Source organism: Roseibium porphyridii (genome assembly GCF_026191725.2).
Lineage (GTDB): Bacteria > Pseudomonadota > Alphaproteobacteria > Rhizobiales > Stappiaceae > Roseibium > Roseibium porphyridii.
Genome location: NZ_CP120863.1, coordinates 2432586 through 2450300 on the forward strand (window position 1 = coordinate 2432586; position 17715 = coordinate 2450300).

The window sequence follows — 17715 nt, forward strand, 5'->3', positions numbered from 1 at the left end:
GTAGTCTTCGTGAAGTGGTCGGTGAGCAAACAGCTGCGCAAGCAAGAGCGCTTTGTCTGAAACCATTCTTCGGCTATTCCTTTTTCAGGATCGCAAAAGACACCGGAGTACGCGGGTGACGCGCCAAGAATTCAAGCGAGCGCTCTATGAAGTGCTTGAAGACACAGGCAAACGAAAGCTTGCGGCTCGTTTCTTGCGCCATTTTCTCGTTTTTCTGATCATCTTCAATATCGTCTTGGCCGTGTTCGAAACCGTGCCGCAGGTAAGGCTCGGTTTCGGGGAACATCTGCGGTTTCTCCAACTCGGAAGCGGCTTTATCTTCCTGGTCGAATATATCTTGCGTCTCTATGTTGCCGATCTGCATCCGCCGCTGCGCCGTTACGGGCCGATCCGTGCGCGCCTTCGCTATGCGGTTCACCCCGATGCGCTGGTTGATCTGATTGGTGCACTGCCGCTTTTGTTTGTGCTGTTCTTGCCCAACCAGGCGGTGGTGGTTGTCATCATTTTGCGTCTGCTCCGGTTCCTGAAACTGGCGCGCTATTCGCCCGCACTCAGATCGCTAATTTCTGCCGTGGCCAATGAGCGTCGGGCATTGCTCGGTTCGACCATGATCATTATGGGGGTTATCCTGCTTGCGGCGACCACCATGTACCTGATCGAACACGATGATCAGCCAGAGAAGTTTCGCAGCATCCTTCATGGCATGTATTGGGCCATCACCACCGTCACCACGGTTGGCTATGGCGATGTTGTGCCTGTCAGCAATCTAGGAAAGATGGTCGGCAGCTTCGTCATGCTGCTTGGTTATGGTCTCATTGCCTTGCCGGTGGGCATCATCGCCTCAGCATTTGCGAGGGAAATACACAGCCGGGATTTCGTCGTCACCTGGTCCATGGTGGCGCGTGTGCCCCTGTTTGAAGACCTCAAGGCGACGGAAATTGCGGAAGTTTCCAAGCTTCTTCAGGCACAAAGCGTGCGCAAGGGCATGACAATTGCCGATCGGGGCGACGTCGCCGACAGGATGTATTTCATTTCTGATGGAGAGGTTGAAATCAAGCTGCCCCACGATACGGTTTACCTCGGTGAAGGAAGCTTCTTCGGCGAACTCGCTCTTATCAATCAGACCCGGCGGACGGCAACGGTATCAGCCTACAGCGACTGTCAGCTTCTTGTACTGGAAGCTGAAGCGCTGAGGCAGCTCATGGACCGGGATGAAGCGCTTGCCAAGAAGATCATGGACGAAGCGCGGGAACGGGCACTGGCGGGCAAAAAGGTTCTGGGAGAACTTGCCGAAGAAGAGCTCCAGCAAGCTGGCGTCTTTGCGGCAGGCGAGGATGCGCGTACAGAGCCGGAGCCTGAGCTTTTTTCAAAAGATGAAGCCGGGCAGGACAAGGATCCTGCTCAGTAGGGAACCAGCCCTTGGGGGAGGCGGCCATAGAGTGGATCGCCGTGCCAGAACACGTCAGTTGGGCCGACGACAAAGTCAATCAGATTCCAACGGTTGTACTGAAAACGGAGTAGCGCGAATGTGGCAAGTCCGTCCATATATTCGGCCTGCTGCGCATATGTGGTGCTTCTCAGATCAATGGTGCCTCCACCCGGTCTTTGCGGGCTGACCTGGACAAATGCCCATCCGTTGCCGGCGCGCATCCAGTCGACCACAAACTCGACAGGTGGCCCGACCCGTGCCTCCAGCATCGGGCGTACCGCATTGAGAATATCGCCGCGTTCCGGAGTGCCCCGGGCAGGCTCGTAGACGGACTGGGCTCCTGCTTGGATACCAAGGCAAACGAGAAGAACAAGACTTGCAGAAATCTTCGTAACCAATTGCTTTAGTTTGAAAAAAGAGATTTCTTGAGAAATTGATTCAAGCACGGCAGTCTCCGTCTATCCAGAAGATTAGAAAGCAGGCGAGACGCTACCATGAAAACCATCGGTTTGCTCGGTGGAATGAGCTGGGAAAGCACATCCATCTATTATCAGTTGCTCAATCGCCTGACGCGAGAACGGCTGGGTGGCCTGCATTCTGCGGAGTGCCTGCTGTGGTCGTTCGATTTTGCAGAGATTGAAGCCGCACAAGCGAGGGGCGATTGGCAGCTGGCGACACAAATGATGATCGCGGCGGCGGAACGGCTTGAAAGAGGTGGCGCGGAGTGCCTGGTGATCTGCACCAACACAATGCACAAAATGGCCGATGATGTTCAGGCTGCGAGCGCTGTGCCGCTTATTCACATTGCAGATGCAACAGCCCCGGCCATAACTGAAGCGGAGTGCCGGACACCGCTTCTACTGGCAACCGGTTACACGATGGAACAAGACTTTTACAAGGGCCATCTGCGAGAGCGCCACGGCATCGAAGTGCGCATTCCCGAACCGAACGACAGGGCTGAGGTTCACCGGATTATCTATGAGGAACTTTGCCGGGGAGAAGTCTGGGCCGATTCCAAACAAACCTTTTTGGATATCGTTGAAAAGGAGGTCGGCGGCGGAGCTGACGCGGTCATATTCGGCTGCACGGAAATCGGACTACTCGTAAGACCAGAAGACTTCTCCATTCCGGCCTTTGATACGACCGTGCTTCATGTCAGGGCTGCCCTTGATTTCGCTCTGTCTCAATCGACTTGAGATCAATGGTTCGGGCAGCAGAAAGACCGGGAACAGTGCTTGCAACCGCCTTGGTCAATCTGTCCGAACAGGAGCTGTTGCCTGAAAACTCGCTCTGGATTTGAAGAAGGATAGCCAGGCCGCCAGTCGAGGAGTGCTTTTGAGCAGCAAGTCTCCTTCTTCTGCGATCTCGAACAGGGATAGCATTGGCGCTGCATGACAATCGGCGAGACTGGGGAGCTCACCAAGAAGGAACGGTTCGCCCTCAATAAGCGTTTCAAGGGCGGCCAGCACGGTTCTGGCCGGACCAAGCGCCGACGCGATTTTGACCTCGTCGGCAGGGGCTCCATCGCGTGTCTTGACCACCCGTTCCACGTAAATGTCCCAGACCAGCGTCCGATAAGCATATGCATCCAGGATAGACAGGATCTGTGTCATCCCGGCGCGGAGCTTCGGGGTCGCAGGCTGAAGGGTAGGGCCATCGAAAGCCTCGTCCACATAACGCAGGATGGCCGTTGTCTCATAGAGATGAAAATCACCGTCCTTCAACAACGGGATTTTACCGAACGGGTGCAGTGACTGATACTCCGACGATGGCCCCTCGGAGGCAAAGATATCGATGGGTGTCAGGTCGTAGGACAGGCCCTTTTCCTCCAGCGCCAACCGTGCAGAACGGACATAAACGGAATAGTCTGCTCCGAAGAGTTCAATCATGATGTTCCTCCGCTTAGTCGGTCGAGCCTAAGCCTGTGCCGTGTGTCGGTCAGCCGCCAAATACTGCCATATGTAGCCCCGAGTACGCCGAGACCGGTTGCCCCTCCCAACAAGAACATGACCAGGAGCTGGTACTTTACCGCTTCTTGCGGATCGACACCCGAAAGGATCTGACCTGTCATCATTCCGGGAAGGGACACAACGCCCGTCGCCGCCATTGCGTTGATAATCGGCGTGAAACCTGACCGAAGTGCCTGCCTGGCGAAAGGGCGTGTCGCTTCCCAGCGGCTGCGACCGAGGAGAAGCTGCGCCTCAACTTCACGCTTGCCTTTGGCCAGTGCTGTATGAAGCGTATCAAGACCAAGGCTGACGCCTGTCATCGTGTTTCCGAGGATCATTCCGAAAAGAGGGAGCGCATATTGGGGTTGCCAGACGGGGTCAGGACGGATCTGCCCGGCAAGACCGTAAAGTGTAACAAGTGCTCCGGATATCAGCATTGCACCTGCCCCAAGGCCTGGGCCCCAAAGACCCTTGAGGCGACGATCCTGGCGGACCCATATCTCGCGCCCTGCAAAGACGCCCATGACAGCCGCCACCAGCATTGTCCAGTACAACGACCCGGCAAAGAAGATCAGCTTCAACACCAGCCCGACCAGAATCAACTGCACGGTCATGCGCAGCGCCGAGACCAGCAGGGTCCGGGTCAGACCCAGGTCGAGGAGTATGGAAAGGATGGCATTCAGCAGCAGGAACACCGAGGCGGCCACGAGATCCCAATAGGATAGAACCTGATAAGTGTTCATGAGGCCTCCTCGTGGAGGTCACGTTTCAACAATCTTCCGCCCTCCATATGAACGCAGTCAGCCTTTAGACGGATCGATTGCTCGGGGTCGTGCGTAACGAGCAAGATGGTGCGTCCAGCTGCGACCCTCTCTTTTAGGAGCAGTTCCACCTTGGCAACCGACGGCGGATCGAGGGCGGATGTTGGTTCGTCAAGCAGGAGGATTTCCGGGTCAATCTGCAAGGCGCGAACAAGTGCCAGACGTTGACGTTCACCCGTCGACAGCCTGGAGACCTCCCAGCCTGAAGCTTCTTCCAGGCCGACGGCAGCAAGTTGTTTGACAAGTTCTGGGGTGGGTTGAAAATGATCTGCTACGCGTTCCGACCACCAGCCGCTCTCCGCGGGTACATACGCCACTTTGCGTCGCCAATCGGGTGCAGAAAATCGTTCACGATCTCTGCCATTCAGCGTGATTGTTCCGCTGCTTTCATCCAGATCGGCCAGTGCCCTCAAAAACAGAGACTTTCCGGCACCGGAAGGACCGGAAATGGCGGTGCAGCTCCCATCTTCCAGCACAAGGTTGATTGGGCCAATCAGAGATGTCTTCAGCTCGTCAATGATTAGCACCAGTTACGTCCTCTCTCGAGCGCGCAGCCTATCCCGGGTGGTGGAAAGGAGCAATCGGACACGTTGCGTTTTGACTGACCTGGAAGGTATGTGTGGGAGACCTGTTGATCCTGAGATTGGCGACCTTTGATTGAAGCAATTCCGGCTGGCGCGAAGGGACGCTGCTGCTATGCTCCGCCCGAGAGGACCGGACCGCCCTTTAAAAAGGTGGCCGTTCGATGAAAATTGCACTTCAGAACTGGGCAGTCCATGACATTGGAACACACGACACTTCGCAAATATCTTCTTCAAATGCAGAAGGAACATGGGCTCGATCAGGACCTGACGCTACTTGTCGAGGATATTGCAACGTCGTGCCGGATAATATCGCACCAAATCCGCAATGGCCCGTTTCTCGACATCCTGGGCGCAACCGAAACATCCAACATTCAAGGCGAAACCCAGAAACAGCTGGATGTCATCGCAAATGACGTGTTCCTCAGTCATTGCTCGAATTGTCAGCGTGTTGCGGCCCTCGTGTCAGAAGAAATGGACGATGTAATCTGGCTGAAGGAAACTCCCAAGGCCGGAGACTATCTGGTTTATTTCGACCCGCTTGACGGTTCCTCGAACCTGAATGTGAACCTCTCCGTCGGTTCCATATTTTCGGTTGTCGAGCTTGAGCAGGACATAGAAACGCTGACGAACGAAGTGGTTCTGCTGAAGGGTACAAAACAGGTCTTTGCCGGATACTCGCTCTACGGCCCTTCCACATCGCTCGTGTTTTCGACCGGCAAGGGTGTCCAGGGGTTCACGCACAAGATGGGAACGGGTGAGTTTCTCTTGACCTTCCCGGATATGTGTCTGCCAGACTCGACCGAGGAATTTGCCATCAATGCATCCCGTTGGCGTCATTGGGACGAGACAATCCGGCGATATGTCGAGGAATGTATCAAGGGTGAAAATGGCCCGAGACAAAAGTCGTTCAACATGCGTTGGACAGCCTCGATGGTGGCTGAAATCCACAGGATCCTTACCCGGGGCGGGGTCTTTCTTTATCCCGTTGACGCTGAAAACGAACAAACAGGCGGCAAGCTCAGGCTATTGTATGAAGCCAATCCCATGAGTTTCATTGTCGAGCAGGCCGGGGGACGCGCATCTACCGGCAGAGAACGTATTCTGGGTGTTCAGCCTCAATCCCATCATCAGCGCATTTCGGTGATCATGGGCTGTCGAAACGAAGTCGAATTGATTGAAAGCTACTACGCGGAACAGACCTGAGGCCTGTTCCAAGCTGGCGTCCGAACTGAAGACAACCAAGGCAGTTGCTTCAAGTTCGGCGTCACATGGCTTTAGCAAGTGATGACGCCTCTGGATCATGTACCTTCGGCAGAGGGAACTCAAAAAGTCCTTTAAGGAGTGCGTGATGAAAGGGTCAGCCTGTGTCAGAGCGCTTTCCTGTATACCACCTTGTCGTCTCCCGGTGCCCAGAAGTCGCGGATGCGTGCTTCTTTGTCGTAGCCATTTTGAACATAAAATTTCCGGGTGGCTGCGAAGTCATCTGTCCCTGACGTTTCGACCACCAGGATGCGTTGACCTTTGCCTTTGAGATGACTTTCAGCGGCCCTGACAAGTGCTGTTCCCAATCCCTTGCCCTGCAAGTCCGGACGAACAGCGAGTGCCAGCATGTTCCAGGTTCCATCTGCCAGTTCTTCTGGAACCGTGAAGCAAAAACCCACAGGCTTTCCGTCAAGGTGACATGTGAGCCAAAAGGCTTCCGTGTCTCCCGCCAGTGAAGGGCCAAGCATCTCCGGGAGCATTTCACTTGGAAACAGCTCGGTCTGGTCCAGCACCAATTGCAGTGCCGGAACGTCGTCTTTTGTGGTTGAGCTGATCGATGGTTTTGTCATTGTGCGTGATCTCTCGCGAATGGTGTTCTGTTCATTTGGAGGAACTGGTTCCGGGCCGAGATGCACGGCTAGAATGCTCGTACTTTTGATAACCCGAAGAGATCAAAATTTCCCGAAATTTTTCTTTGCAATGTAATGTTATAACGGATACGCATTGTGGCATCCGTCAGTCATGTTTTATTCTGGAGTCGATCTTGCCAAAGCGGAAAAACAAACTTGCAATTGCAGCCTTTGTGGGCATGGGAGCCGTCGCAGCGATGGCCGTTGCAACACCTGCTCAAACAGCTCTTGCGGCCGACAAAAACCTGCGTATTGCTGTGCCTTTCGGCCCAAAGAGCACCGTGCCGGACCCCAGAGCCCGTCAAAACGGATGGCTCAGCAATCGCGCTGGTGTTTCCGAAACGCTGATTGGCCTGGCGCATGACATGACCATGCAGCCAAGGCTTGCCGAGAGCTTCGAAAACGTTTCCCCAACAGAGTGGAAACTGACACTTCGAACCGACGTGAAGTTTCACGATGGCACGCCTATGACAGCAAGCGATGTCAAAGCGTCGTTTGAAAAAATGGATGTGGAGGGTCACCCGGGCCACAATCCGCGCTTGTCAAAATTGCTTGGGCTGGAAACCATTACGGTGGAGAACGAGAACACATTGGTGTTCAAGACCAAGTCTCCAAATTCCGCATTCCTGTGGTCGCTGACTGAACCTTCAGCTGCCGTGATGAAAGAAGGCACTGATGAGTTGCCGTTGATTGGCACCGGTCCATTTGTTTTTGTTTCTGCCGAAACGGAAAAATCCTATCAGACCAGGAAGTTTACAGACTATTGGGGCGGAGAGCCTAAGCTCGACACCATCGTTATGGACGCTCTGTCTGATCCCTCTGTTGCAGCACTCGCCCTGCAAGCCGGAGACGTGGATCTTGTAACCAATTACCCTGAGCCTGACTTTGCCAAATTGAAAGAGAAGGGGGAGGGGCAGCTATTTTCCAACCCGACCACCCGGCTGTTCTTCTTTCAGGTCCGGACCGCCGATGGTCCACTTTCCAATGATGCCCTTCGCAAGGCGATTTCACTTGGTCTCGACCGTGAAACGATCGTTGCTGCCTCGTTGAGCGGTGTCGGTGGAGAAGTGGCCAACAGTATTTTTCCCGCGTCCATGGCATCTTGGGCAAACACCAATCTTTCACTGCCCTATGCCCCTGAAGAAGCTGCGACCCTGCTGGACGAGGCTGGCATCAAGGATACCAATGGCGACGGAAACCGCGAATTGGATGGCGCCGAGATTTCCCTGAAAATTCGCTCCTACGAGGGCCGTGCTGCCCTGCGTCCGACGCTGGAAATTGCCCAGGCCCTGTTGCAGCAGATCGGGATCAAGTCCGAGATTTCCATGGCTGAATATGACGCCAACAACGAGGCACTCAAGGCAGGTGAAATTCAAATGCACCTTCAAGCCTGGGGGACCGCACCGCTCGGCGATCCAAACTATTTCCCAAGTACGCTTGTTGAATCAGGGGTTGGATACAATTTTTCCGGCTACTCCAACTCAGAGCTTGATGAGCTTCTCAAAAAGGGCCGGGAGAGCTTCGACGACGAAGTGCGCAAAGGGTATTACGACCGCATTCAGGAAATCATCAACGAAGACCTGCCGTTGATCCCGGTGTTTCATAAAACTCAGGTTTCAGTCGGAAACGGAAAAGTGGAAGGATACAAGATCCACCCAGCCGAGACTTACCTCGTTACCCCGGATCTCACACTTGCAGACTGAAGCAAAAAACCTTCTGAAAGTGCAGAACCTGTCGGCCCGTATCGGTCGGCAGGTGGTGCTTGATGATGTGAGTTTCGATGTCGAAAAGGGCGAATGCGTCGCAATTGTCGGAGGTTCGGGAGCCGGTAAATCAACACTTTTGCGTTGCCTGATGGGGTTGCGACGCCCGGCGGAACCAGTTGGTGGGTTCTTGACCTTTGATGGAGTAACGAGGGAATTCGGGTCCGCAGGCCGCACCGGAAAGCCGAAGGGCATCGCCTATGTCCCTCAGAACCCGGACCATGGTTTTGACCCGCTCAAACGCCTCCAGTGGCAATGGCGCCAGACTGCCCGTGCCGTTACCGGAAGCAAGGATTTTTCCGCCTCGCAACAAGAGCTCCTGAGAGAACTTGGGCTTGGCTCCTTCCATGGCCGGTTTCCACATCAATGGAGCCGTGGCATGCAGCAGCGTCTGCTGGTGGGAATGGCACTTCTCGGTGAACCGAGTTTGCTGATCCTCGATGAGCCTACTTCGGCATTGGATCCATTGATTGCCGCCCAGGTTCTGCGGTCAGTCATGGCTTATGCCCACAAGCATGAAGTTGCGCTTTTGATTGTCACACATGATCTGGCGTTGGCAGCGCAACATGCAAACCGCACAGCGATCATGACGTCTGGTCAGGTTGTGGAATTCGGTGAAACCCGAGAATTGCTGCGTGCGCCAGAAACAACGTATGGGCAATTGCTGGTAAATCATCGCGACTGGAACTTTTCCGTACACCAAAAAGCGGCAGATTCCGTCGCCGCCGAATAAATTAGTCAAATGCTTCGTGTCGAAAAACTGCAATTGCAACTGCATGGTAAATCGATTTTGGAGGAAGTCTCCTTCGATCTGCCGCGTGGACAAACACTTTGTGTTGTCGGCGAAAGCGGCTCAGGAAAGAGCAGCTTACTGCGTGCCGTGAACGGACTGATGCCTGCGACGTTCGACAGCCTTATGTTCCGGCCGAAAAATGGTCCTTCCATTTCGCTTAAGGAATATTGGAAGGGGCGTGTGGGATTGCCCGGCAGTCGGTGGGTGATGCAGGACCCGCTCTCCGCCCTTAATCCGAAGTTGCCGCTTGGCCTCTCGATCGGCGAGAGCGTTTTTGCTCAAAAGCTGAAGCCCCTGGAACTCAAGGCGGCCATATCGGCGGCACTTGCCGATGTTGAACTGCCTGCGGAAATGGCAAAGCGACGTCCTGCACAGGTTTCCATGGGTCAGGCACAGCGGGCGTGTCTCGCACGCGCGCTGATTGCTCGCCCGGACCTGATTTTTTTCGATGAACCACTGAGCGCGCTTGATGCCATTGTACAAAAGCAGATCGCCGCGACAATGAAGCGGATACAGACACGGTTTGACATCACCTTTGTGATTGTGACTCACGATCTTGGGTTCGCTGCAGCTTATGCAGATCACATGCTTGTTTTGCGTGGCGGCAAGGTTGAGGCCAATCAGTCTGCCGAGATGTTTTTCCAAGCTCCCGAAAGCGACTATTGCCGAGAATTGATTGCGGCTGCCCACGAATTGGGAGGTTTGCCGGAAACCGTTGCGAAAGTGTCTGGATCAAAGGCCGCAATATCATGCTGAATACCAGATCGAAGGTAGTCGCCTTCATTCTTGCGCTGGGCCGTCGTCTTGCAGGGCTGCTGTGTGTTCTGTTTGGCGTCAGCCTCATCACTTTTACCATGACGTATTTTGCGCCCGGCGATAAAGCCTCAGCGATTGCACATGCTCGCTACCCGGATGTGCAAGGGTTTCCGCCAGAAATTCTGGATGGAATCCGCGAAGAATTCTCGCTGAACGAACCTTTTTTTGTCCAGTTCTTTCAATGGCTTTACCGTTTTATCCAAGGGGACTTCGGGAACTCCTTTGCTTCAAATACGCCGGTGTGGGACATATTTGTCGGCAATGCAGCTGAAACACTTTCGCTGACGGCAACAGCGCTTGTTATTGGGCTGTTTTTCGCGTTCGCTCTGAGTTCGATCGCAGTCTGGCGACCTGGCAGCATGTTTGACAGGGCATCTGTTGCTTTGGCATCGATCGGCGCGGCCATGCCGAATTATTGGCTCGGTCTGTTGTTGATCTTGCTGTTTGCCGCACATCTGAACTGGCTTCCAGCATACGGAACCGGATCGCCATCGCATTTGGTTCTGCCGGCTCTCACGCTTGCATTCTGGATCACTGCATCACAGACACGGCTTCTGCGTGCGTTTTTTCTTGAAGCAAAAGCTGCTCCCTACATCGAAACGCTTCGACTGCGCGGCGTCAGCGAAGCCGAAATCTTCTGGCGACACATTCTTCGCCACGCGTCGGTTCCGGCGCTCACCATGATCGGCTTGGATATTGCCAGTCTCCTTGAGGGGACGGTCATCGTTGAGTTGACATTCGCGCGCGGAGGCATCGGATCGCTTCTGGCGGGATCCGTTTTGTCTCGCGACTACCCTATGGTTCTGTTCCTGGTGCTGTTTTCGGCGCTGGTTTATGTCTTCATCAATTCAATGATTGAAATCCTTCAAGAAATCATGGACCCGCGAGTTTCCATCTGGTCCCATCAACAGTCTGTTCCTTCCGGTGAGGCACGATCATGACGGTGCAGGCGGATGTGGGTTTTCTGGAAGCAGTGGACACTCTAAAGTCGAAACAGGAACTGGATCTGAAACGGTTTCTCATCCGGCTTGGACTTTCACTTCTGATCTTTCTGTTTGCCGTTGCCGCAGGCTTCTTGTTGTCGCCCTACGCTCCGAATGAACCCAATTTTCTGGAACGGCTGTCACCACCGTCCACAAGCCATTGGCTAGGCACGGATCAGCTTGGAAGAGATGTTGCGACAAGACTGCTTTATGGTGGTGTCTGGTCGATAGGACTGGCATTTCTCATTACGATTGTCGGCGCGATTGTGGGAACAGCAATCGGTCTAGTTGCGGGTCATTTCGGGCGGGCTGCCGATGTGACACTGATGCGGGTCACCGACAGTTTTTTTGCGTTTCCGGAATTGATAGCAGCGGTCACGATCGCAGGTGTTCTGGGACCAAGCACCACAAATATGGTGTTGGCGCTGATATTGGTTGGCTGGATGAAGTTTGCCCGTTTGGTACGCAGTCTTAGCGTTGATCTGGCGCACCGAGATTTCGTTGTGCAGGCCAGGCTGAACGGACTGCCTTCCTACCGAATTCTATGGCGTCACATCTTGCCGAATATCGGGCCAAGTCTGCTGGTGCTTTGGACCAATGCCTGGTCCAGAACCATTTTGTCCATTTCCGGACTGAGTTTCCTGGGATTTGGAGTTCAGCCTCCGAATGCGGAATGGGGGGCAATGTTGCTGGATGGCAAGGCCTACATGCAAACGGCTCCGTATCTGATGATCTTTCCGGGACTTGCGATCCTCGTCGCCGTTCTTTCCATCAATTTAACCGGGGACCGGTTGCGTGACCTCCTGGGCAGCAACGGGGTCGCAGCGGACTAGCCATGACCATGGATTTCAAGGGAATTGGCCTGCGGGTTGGAGCAACCGTGTTTTTCACGCTTATGGTGCTCTTCATCAAATGGCTTTCTGACGCTGTTCCGGTTGGTCAGGTCGTTTTTTTCCGCAGTGCATTTGCGTTGATCCCTTTGGTCCTGTTTTTGATGTGGACACGGGAATTCCCGTCAGGCCTTAAAACCAGGCGTCCGGGAAGCCATGTCGCACGTTGCGTTCTGGGCTGTCTTGCGATGTTCGCAAGCTTTGCCAGTCTGAAATATCTGCCTTTGTCCCACGCTTCGATCATCGGCTATCTGGCACCTGTCCTCGCGGTAGTTCTGGCTGCAATTTTCCTTCGCGAGGTTGTCAGCAGTGTGCGCTGGTTCGGCGTTCTGTTCGGCTTTGTCGGAGTGCTTGTTCTCGTTCTTCCAACGGCTTCTGCTGCCGACCTGGACAACGCTTATCTGCTCGGCGTCGGCCTTGCCTTGGCAATGGCGGTGCTGACAGCTGGCGCAAAGGTTCAAATCAGAAGTCTGGCGTTGACTGAAAACGCAGGTGCGATCGCATTCTATTTTGCGCTGACCTGCACCATTGCCGGTCTTGCAACCCTGCCACTGGGGTGGACAACTCCGACCTGGAACCAGCTTGGGCTTTTGGTTTGTACGGGATTTGCAGGTGGTATTGCGCACATCATGATGACCCTCAGCTATCAATACAGCGAGGTTTCCAAGCTGGCCGCGTTTGAATACCTGTCACTTGTTTTTGCCGTCATCGCGGACGCACTGTTCTTCGATATCCTGCCTGCTCCGGCATTTTATGCCGCTGCAGCCTTGATCATCGTGGCGACATTTGTCGTCGCTCTGAAAGACGGACGCCGGAAACTGGAGGCCGCAGCAAGGTGAAATGGCAAAGGGACTAATGCCGTCAGTCCTCAGGTTTTCGATGCATGGTCATTCTGCCGTAAATACGCGCAAAACACTCGGTTGATCGACTGTTTCAGAGAGAGCGCCCAATGCAATTGTGTCGACTCGGCAGAGATCTTTCATACGACCGGTCAGGAGCCGGATCTGAGGCAGGTTCTTTGATCTGCACCGCGAGTGCTGGGCAAGCAGTCTTCCGGAAGAGCCTGAGTTCAGACTGTTGGCATGTCCGAATGTATCAAACGAGACTTTGCTGCTTATGCGTGGTTTGTTGGTGTCAAATCCCGTACTCGACCCTAATAGAATGCTGCAACTGCTGTTTCACTTATGATGTATATTGAAGATTCTGACGGGCTGTAGTCAATTTCATATTATGATTGATATCTATCTCATATGATGCTTTGTTGCAGTCAGGAACATCAACAATAATTGGCCACTGAAATTCTCTGGGAGGGAGAACAATGAAGAACCTGCTAAAGTCGTTGGCATTGGTATCCGTTGCCGCAACGCTTGCAACGTCGGTGTCTGCACAAGAACGTATTACCTACAAGTCCGCGAAAACCACTTCATCCTATTACCAGATGGGCGTTCAGATCGCGGAGGCGATGCAAGCGGGTACCGATGGTGGAGTTGTCGTGACAGTTGAAGAGAGCCAGGGCTCTGTTCAAAATGTCATGGAGGTTCGTGCGCGCGGTGGCGACTATGTGTTCACCACACCCCCAGCTCTGGTCGGTCTCGCACAAGGCGGCAAAGCCATGTTCGAGGGGAAGGGCGACCCGTCGTTTGACACTATCCGCGCTCTCTTCCCAATTCCGTCTCTGACCATGCATTTTGTCATGTCGGCTGATAGCGGCGTTGAGACCTTTGAAGACCTGGAAGGAAAGACAATCCTGCTCGGGAGCGGGTCTTTTGGCGCGCGTGAAGGTGAAAAATACCTCGGTCTCTTTGGCCTTGAAGGCAAAGTCACGCTTGCAGATTCCGAGCTTTCCAATGCAGTTTCGGCTTTGAAAAACGGGCAAATTGACGGGTTTGTGACCGCCGGCTCTTACCCGGCTCCCAATGTGATTGAGGCAGCCGCTTCAACCGGCGTGCGTGTTCTGTCATTGAGCGACGAACAGGTCGCAGCAACCAAGCGAACGCCTTTGACCATACCGGCTGGAACTTACGCCGGTCAGGATGCGGATATTTCAACAACGTCCTTGCCTGTTGTTGCCTACACAACCACCGCGATGAGCGACGATACCGCCTATCTCCTCACAAAGACCTTCTGGGAACAGAAGAGCGAATTGGGCAGTGCGGCAGCGTGGTGGAATGGCATCAGCCCGGACATGATCTCAAACATCACCACGGCAATTCATCCTGGTGCCATTCGCTACTACGAAGAGGTCGGTGCACCGTTGACCGACGCCCATCGTTAAGTGAAACAGCGCGCCCGGTCTCCTTGCCGGGCGTGGCTTCGAAGCACATCCTCTCATGACATATACTCGTTCACACCTCGTCTGGGCTGCACTCGGACTGTTGATGATTGTTGCTCACCTGGGCCTGATTTTCTATGGCCTGGTGCCAAATCTCGTCGCCAGGCCACTGCACCTGGCTTTGATCCTGCCGTGGGTGTTTCTTTATTCCGCCCAGTCAAGATTTGAAGTCTCCTTGGGAGCCGTTCTGACCGTCCTGGGCATCGGGTGTTGTGTCTGGATCGCATTGAATCATCAGGATCTGAAAAACCAATACGGCTTCCTTGAAGGAACCGGTCAGAAAATCATGGCTTTCCTTCTGCTTGGCCTCGTGCTTGAGGCGGCACGACGCATGATCGGCTGGCCATTGCCAACGGTTGCCGCACTGATGCTTGCCTATGGTCTTTTTGGCAATCACATACCCGGACAGTTTGGCCATTCCGGCACACCTCTGCCGAGTTTCCTCGGCACGCTCACCATCGCCGAAGGCGGGCTTTGGGGCAGTCTTACCGGCGTTTCCGTTGGCGTTGTTTCGGTTTTTGTGATTTTCGGTGCGGTTCTGAATGCCGGCGAAGCCGGGCAGGGGTTCATGAACCTTGCAGCTGGTGCCGCCGGACGTCTGAAAGGTGGTGCTGCTAAGGTGTCGGTACTGTCTTCGGCACTTTTTGGATCAATTTCCGGATCAGCGTCGGCAAATGTCGCTTCAACCGGTGCCGTCACTTTGCCGGCGATGACTAAGCTGGGCTATCCGAAGCGACTGGCAGCCGCCGTCGAGGCCGTAGCTTCTTCAGGTGGCCAAATAATGCCTCCGCTCATGGGAGCGGGCGCATTTGTGATGGTTGAGCTGACCGGTGTGCCATACACCGACATCATGTTTGCGGCGCTCTTGCCCGCGCTCCTCTTCTTCTTTGCCGTGTGGGTCGGCATCGACGCCTATGCCACGCGCTACGATCTGAAGGGCATCCCGGATGATGAACGCCCCAGTCGGCGTGACATCTTCATCACGTCGTGTTTCTTCGCCGTGCCTTTTGCCGTGTTGCTGATTTCGATGTTCGCCCTGAAATTCACGCCGCAATATTCGGCTGCCCTCGCGATTTTCGCAGGTTTGTTTGCTCTTCTCTTCAACGGGAAGACCGGGCTCGATCTCAAACTGGGCACAGAACGGCTTGGCAATGCCTGTATCAATGCGGGCCGACAAATCGCCATGATCGGCTCCATTATCATTTGCGCTGCCATCGTCATCGGTGTGCTTGGTATCACCGGGCTTGGCGTAAAGCTCACCTCCTTCATCGTGTCAGGTTCCGGCGGGCTTTTGTGGCCGTCGCTTTTGCTGACTGCCCTTGCGTGCCTGCTTCTGGGCATGGAAGTGCCGACGACCGCCGCCTATGTCATTTGTGTTTCAGTTGCCGGACCCGCACTGATCGATCTCGGGCTTGAACCGTTGCAAGCCCACCTTTTTGTCTTCTGGTTTGCGCTCTTGTCGACCATCACACCACCTGTTTGTGGCGCGGTCTTCATTGCGTCCGGGATGATCGGCGAAAACTGGCTGAAGGTTGCAGCCTGCGCGATGGCCTTGGGTATCGGCCTCTATTTCATTCCTCTTGGAATGATCGCAAACCCCGAGATCATTGCCTTGAAGCTGAATATGGGCGGCGCACTGGGCGCACTGGTTCAAATGGGCATCGGCCTTGGGTGTTTGTCCTTCGCGATTATCTCAAAATTCAACATTGCGATCAGAGCAATCCTGCTGGTTGCGGGGCTTGGCATCTTCTTTATTCGCTTGTTGGCGTGAAAAATTGCAGGCTTGGCCAGCTGACTTGAGTGCGACGTCTGCTGGCCTTGCTTCGCTCAGGCTTCATCCGCCAATCGGGCGTCTGAGATCACATGAAGAGCTGCTTTGGTGATGTGGCCACGCAAGAGGTTCTGGCCGGTCTTTGTGTCCCCGGACAAAACAGCGTCTTTCAGTTCGTTATGCTCATTCGCGCTTTTTTCAACCCAGCGACGTCTCGACACTTCGCTGCGATCATTGGCATGTGCCATCAACCTGTAGCGACGGCTTTGATCATATTGCACAGAGATCAGCTCAATCAGTTTCGGTGAACCACAATTGCCAGCGATGGCCATGTGAAAGGTCTTGTTGCGTTCATCCCACTCCAGAGCCGCATTTATGGGATCGGTCGGCATTTGTCGCTCAACTTCAGACAAAGCGTAGTGGGTGGCAACGACTTCAGAGCGCCAGTCCACGGTCGACCGCTTTATGGCCCACTCCAGCGCCAAGACTTCGAGTTCGGCCCTGACCCGGATACTGTCCTGGAGCTCGTCTCGCGAGGGATTCAGAACGCGAAAGCCCTTGGATTCTTCGAAGCTTACATATCCCTCACCAACGAGAAGAGACAATGCTTCGCGGACTGATGGATGCGACACTGAGTAGGTTCGCTTCAGCCCTTCAATGTTCAGTTTTACGCCAGGCTGTATTACCCCGAGAGAGATGTCGAGACGTAACTGATTGGACAGGGCAGCAATGACTGAGCCTTGTTTTTGCACTTTCACTTACCTCCCACATCCAACCAATCAAACTGTATCGTCAGCCTAGGATACGGGTTTGACCATTGCAACAATTCAATAATATGCGATATTTAATCATAATATGATTTATATGCAGGCAAATTTGCGGTGGGCAGGAGTGGTTCAAACTGATGCATGATCGGGATGCCTAGTTTCAGACCTTTAAGATCCATTGTGACCGGCGGTTCCGGTGCGCTCGGCAGTGCCATTGTGCGATCCTTGTGTGAACGAGGCGACCAAGTCGTTTGTCTGGACCAACACGCTCCGGCCACATGCATGGCTGAGTTCGTCAAGGTCGATGTTACCCAAAGGCCATCGGTTGATCGCGCGATCAGACACGCTGTCGAGCACATGGGCGGTTTGGATGTCCTGGTCCATGCCGCTGGCATGATCAGGGCGGCAAGGTTCAGTGATCTCACTGAAGAAGATTTCGAATGCCACCTCAACACCAATCTGCTCGGTGCGTTTCGAGTGGCGCAACAGGCCAGCATCCACATGATGGAAAACGGCGGGAGGATCGTCTTCATTACGTCAATCCATGGACAGATCGGCGTGACGGGGCGAAGCGCCTATGCCGCTTCGAAGGGCGCGGTTGCGTCATTGGCGCGCGTGATGGCCGCAGAACTTGCCAAACATCGTATTCGCGTCAACGTATTGGCACCAGGCGCTGTGGATGGCGGCATGATGCCCGATCCGAAGTCACGTGATGGTTGGATTGCCGCGACACCCAGTGACAGGGTCGCGTATCTGGAAGAAGTCGCGGCTGTTGCCGCAATGCTTGCCTCCGATGAGGCAAGCTTCGTCAATGGTCAAGTTCTTGCCGTTGATGGCGGCGCCAGCACTGTGCGTTCAATTGGAAGATAGCTGGGCAATAGCTCGAGCGAAGTGTGCCGAACAACAACAATAGTCCATTAGTGAA

18 protein-coding genes are annotated in these 17715 nt (G+C 54.3%); 12 read left to right on the top strand and 6 right to left on the bottom strand.

Going from position 1 to position 17715, the window contains the following annotated elements; genetic code table 11:
• Window positions 1–115 precede the first annotated feature (115 nt).
• Complete coding sequence (locus K1718_RS11345) at window positions 116–1408, top strand: cyclic nucleotide-gated ion channel (protein WP_265684471.1); 1293 nt, start codon at window positions 116–118, stop codon at window positions 1406–1408.
• Here the strand turns inward: K1718_RS11345 and K1718_RS11350 are convergent.
• Window positions 1402–1875, bottom strand: a complete 474-nt coding sequence (locus tag K1718_RS11350; protein ID WP_265684472.1) for a hypothetical protein — start codon at window positions 1873–1875, stop codon at window positions 1402–1404. The genes K1718_RS11345 and K1718_RS11350 overlap by 7 nt on opposite strands.
• Window positions 1876–1923: 48 nt before the next feature.
• Here K1718_RS11350 and K1718_RS11355 point away from each other — a divergent pair, with 48 nt between their 5' ends.
• Window positions 1924–2625, top strand: coding sequence for an aspartate/glutamate racemase family protein (locus K1718_RS11355; protein ID WP_152501023.1), 702 nt, complete (start codon window positions 1924–1926; stop codon window positions 2623–2625).
• A 54-nt stretch (window positions 2626–2679) separates the two neighbouring features.
• Here the strand turns inward: K1718_RS11355 and K1718_RS11360 are convergent, their stop codons facing one another.
• From K1718_RS11360 to K1718_RS11370, 3 genes are read right to left on the bottom strand one after another with little or no spacing between them, the layout of a single operon-like run.
• Window positions 2680–3318, bottom strand: a complete 639-nt coding sequence (locus K1718_RS11360) for a glutathione S-transferase family protein (protein WP_265684473.1) — start codon at window positions 3316–3318, stop codon at window positions 2680–2682.
• Window positions 3315–4121, bottom strand: coding sequence for an ABC transporter permease (locus K1718_RS11365; RefSeq protein ID WP_265684474.1), 807 nt, complete (start codon window positions 4119–4121; stop codon window positions 3315–3317). Before K1718_RS11365 ends, K1718_RS11360 begins: the two co-directional genes overlap by 4 nt.
• On the bottom strand, window positions 4118–4726 hold the full coding sequence (locus K1718_RS11370; protein WP_265684475.1) for an ABC transporter ATP-binding protein: 609 nt from the start codon (window positions 4724–4726) through the stop codon (window positions 4118–4120). The genes K1718_RS11365 and K1718_RS11370 overlap by 4 nt, the downstream gene beginning before the upstream one ends.
• A gap of 249 nt (window positions 4727–4975) precedes the next feature.
• Here K1718_RS11370 and K1718_RS11375 point away from each other — a divergent pair, with 249 nt between their 5' ends.
• On the top strand, window positions 4976–5986 hold the full coding sequence (locus K1718_RS11375) for a class 1 fructose-bisphosphatase (RefSeq protein ID WP_265684476.1): 1011 nt from the start codon (window positions 4976–4978) through the stop codon (window positions 5984–5986).
• Window positions 5987–6150: 164 nt separating this feature from the next.
• Here the strand turns inward: K1718_RS11375 and K1718_RS11380 are convergent, their stop codons facing one another.
• Window positions 6151–6615, bottom strand: coding sequence for a GNAT family N-acetyltransferase (locus K1718_RS11380; protein WP_265684477.1), 465 nt, complete (start codon window positions 6613–6615; stop codon window positions 6151–6153).
• Window positions 6616–6809: 194 nt separating this feature from the next.
• Between K1718_RS11380 and K1718_RS11385 the strand changes: the two genes are divergently transcribed.
• From K1718_RS11385 to K1718_RS11420, 8 genes are all read left to right on the top strand, one after another.
• Window positions 6810–8378 carry an ABC transporter substrate-binding protein gene (locus K1718_RS11385; protein WP_265684478.1) on the top strand — a complete coding sequence of 523 codons (1569 nt, stop codon included), beginning with the start codon at window positions 6810–6812 and terminating at the stop codon, window positions 8376–8378.
• Window positions 8368–9171 (top strand): ABC transporter ATP-binding protein, encoded by an 804-nt coding sequence (locus K1718_RS11390; RefSeq protein ID WP_265684479.1) that lies wholly within the window; start codon window positions 8368–8370, stop codon window positions 9169–9171. The genes K1718_RS11385 and K1718_RS11390 overlap by 11 nt, the downstream gene beginning before the upstream one ends.
• A gap of 9 nt (window positions 9172–9180) precedes the next feature.
• Window positions 9181–9987 carry an ABC transporter ATP-binding protein gene (locus tag K1718_RS11395; RefSeq protein ID WP_265684480.1) on the top strand — a complete coding sequence of 269 codons (807 nt, stop codon included), beginning with the start codon at window positions 9181–9183 and terminating at the stop codon, window positions 9985–9987.
• Entirely contained in the window at window positions 9981–10988 is a 1008-nt protein-coding gene (locus K1718_RS11400; RefSeq protein ID WP_265684481.1) for an ABC transporter permease, read from the top strand. The genes K1718_RS11395 and K1718_RS11400 overlap by 7 nt, the downstream gene beginning before the upstream one ends.
• Window positions 10985–11863: an ABC transporter permease gene (locus K1718_RS11405; RefSeq protein ID WP_265684482.1), complete on the top strand. Its 879-nt coding sequence runs from the start codon at window positions 10985–10987 to the stop codon at window positions 11861–11863. The genes K1718_RS11400 and K1718_RS11405 overlap by 4 nt, the downstream gene beginning before the upstream one ends.
• Before the next feature lie 2 nt (window positions 11864–11865).
• A complete protein-coding gene (locus K1718_RS11410) occupies window positions 11866–12759 on the top strand; it encodes a DMT family transporter (protein ID WP_209006912.1) in 894 nt (297 codons plus the stop codon).
• Window positions 12760–13238: 479 nt separating this feature from the next.
• Entirely contained in the window at window positions 13239–14195 is a 957-nt protein-coding gene (locus tag K1718_RS11415) for a TAXI family TRAP transporter solute-binding subunit (RefSeq protein ID WP_265684483.1), read from the top strand.
• Window positions 14196–14250: 55 nt separating this feature from the next.
• Window positions 14251–16023: a TRAP transporter permease gene (locus K1718_RS11420; protein ID WP_265684484.1), complete on the top strand. Its 1773-nt coding sequence runs from the start codon at window positions 14251–14253 to the stop codon at window positions 16021–16023.
• A 56-nt stretch (window positions 16024–16079) separates the two neighbouring features.
• On the opposite strand, the gene K1718_RS11425 is transcribed toward K1718_RS11420, so the two are convergent.
• Window positions 16080–16775 carry a GntR family transcriptional regulator gene (locus K1718_RS11425; RefSeq protein WP_265684485.1) on the bottom strand — a complete coding sequence of 232 codons (696 nt, stop codon included), beginning with the start codon at window positions 16773–16775 and terminating at the stop codon, window positions 16080–16082.
• Between the two features lie 165 nt (window positions 16776–16940).
• Between K1718_RS11425 and K1718_RS11430 the strand changes: the two genes are divergently transcribed.
• The gene (locus K1718_RS11430; protein WP_247649380.1) at window positions 16941–17660 is read left to right on the top strand and encodes an SDR family NAD(P)-dependent oxidoreductase; all 720 of its coding nucleotides are present in this window, start codon (window positions 16941–16943) and stop codon (window positions 17658–17660) included.
• Window positions 17661–17715 lie beyond the last annotated feature (55 nt).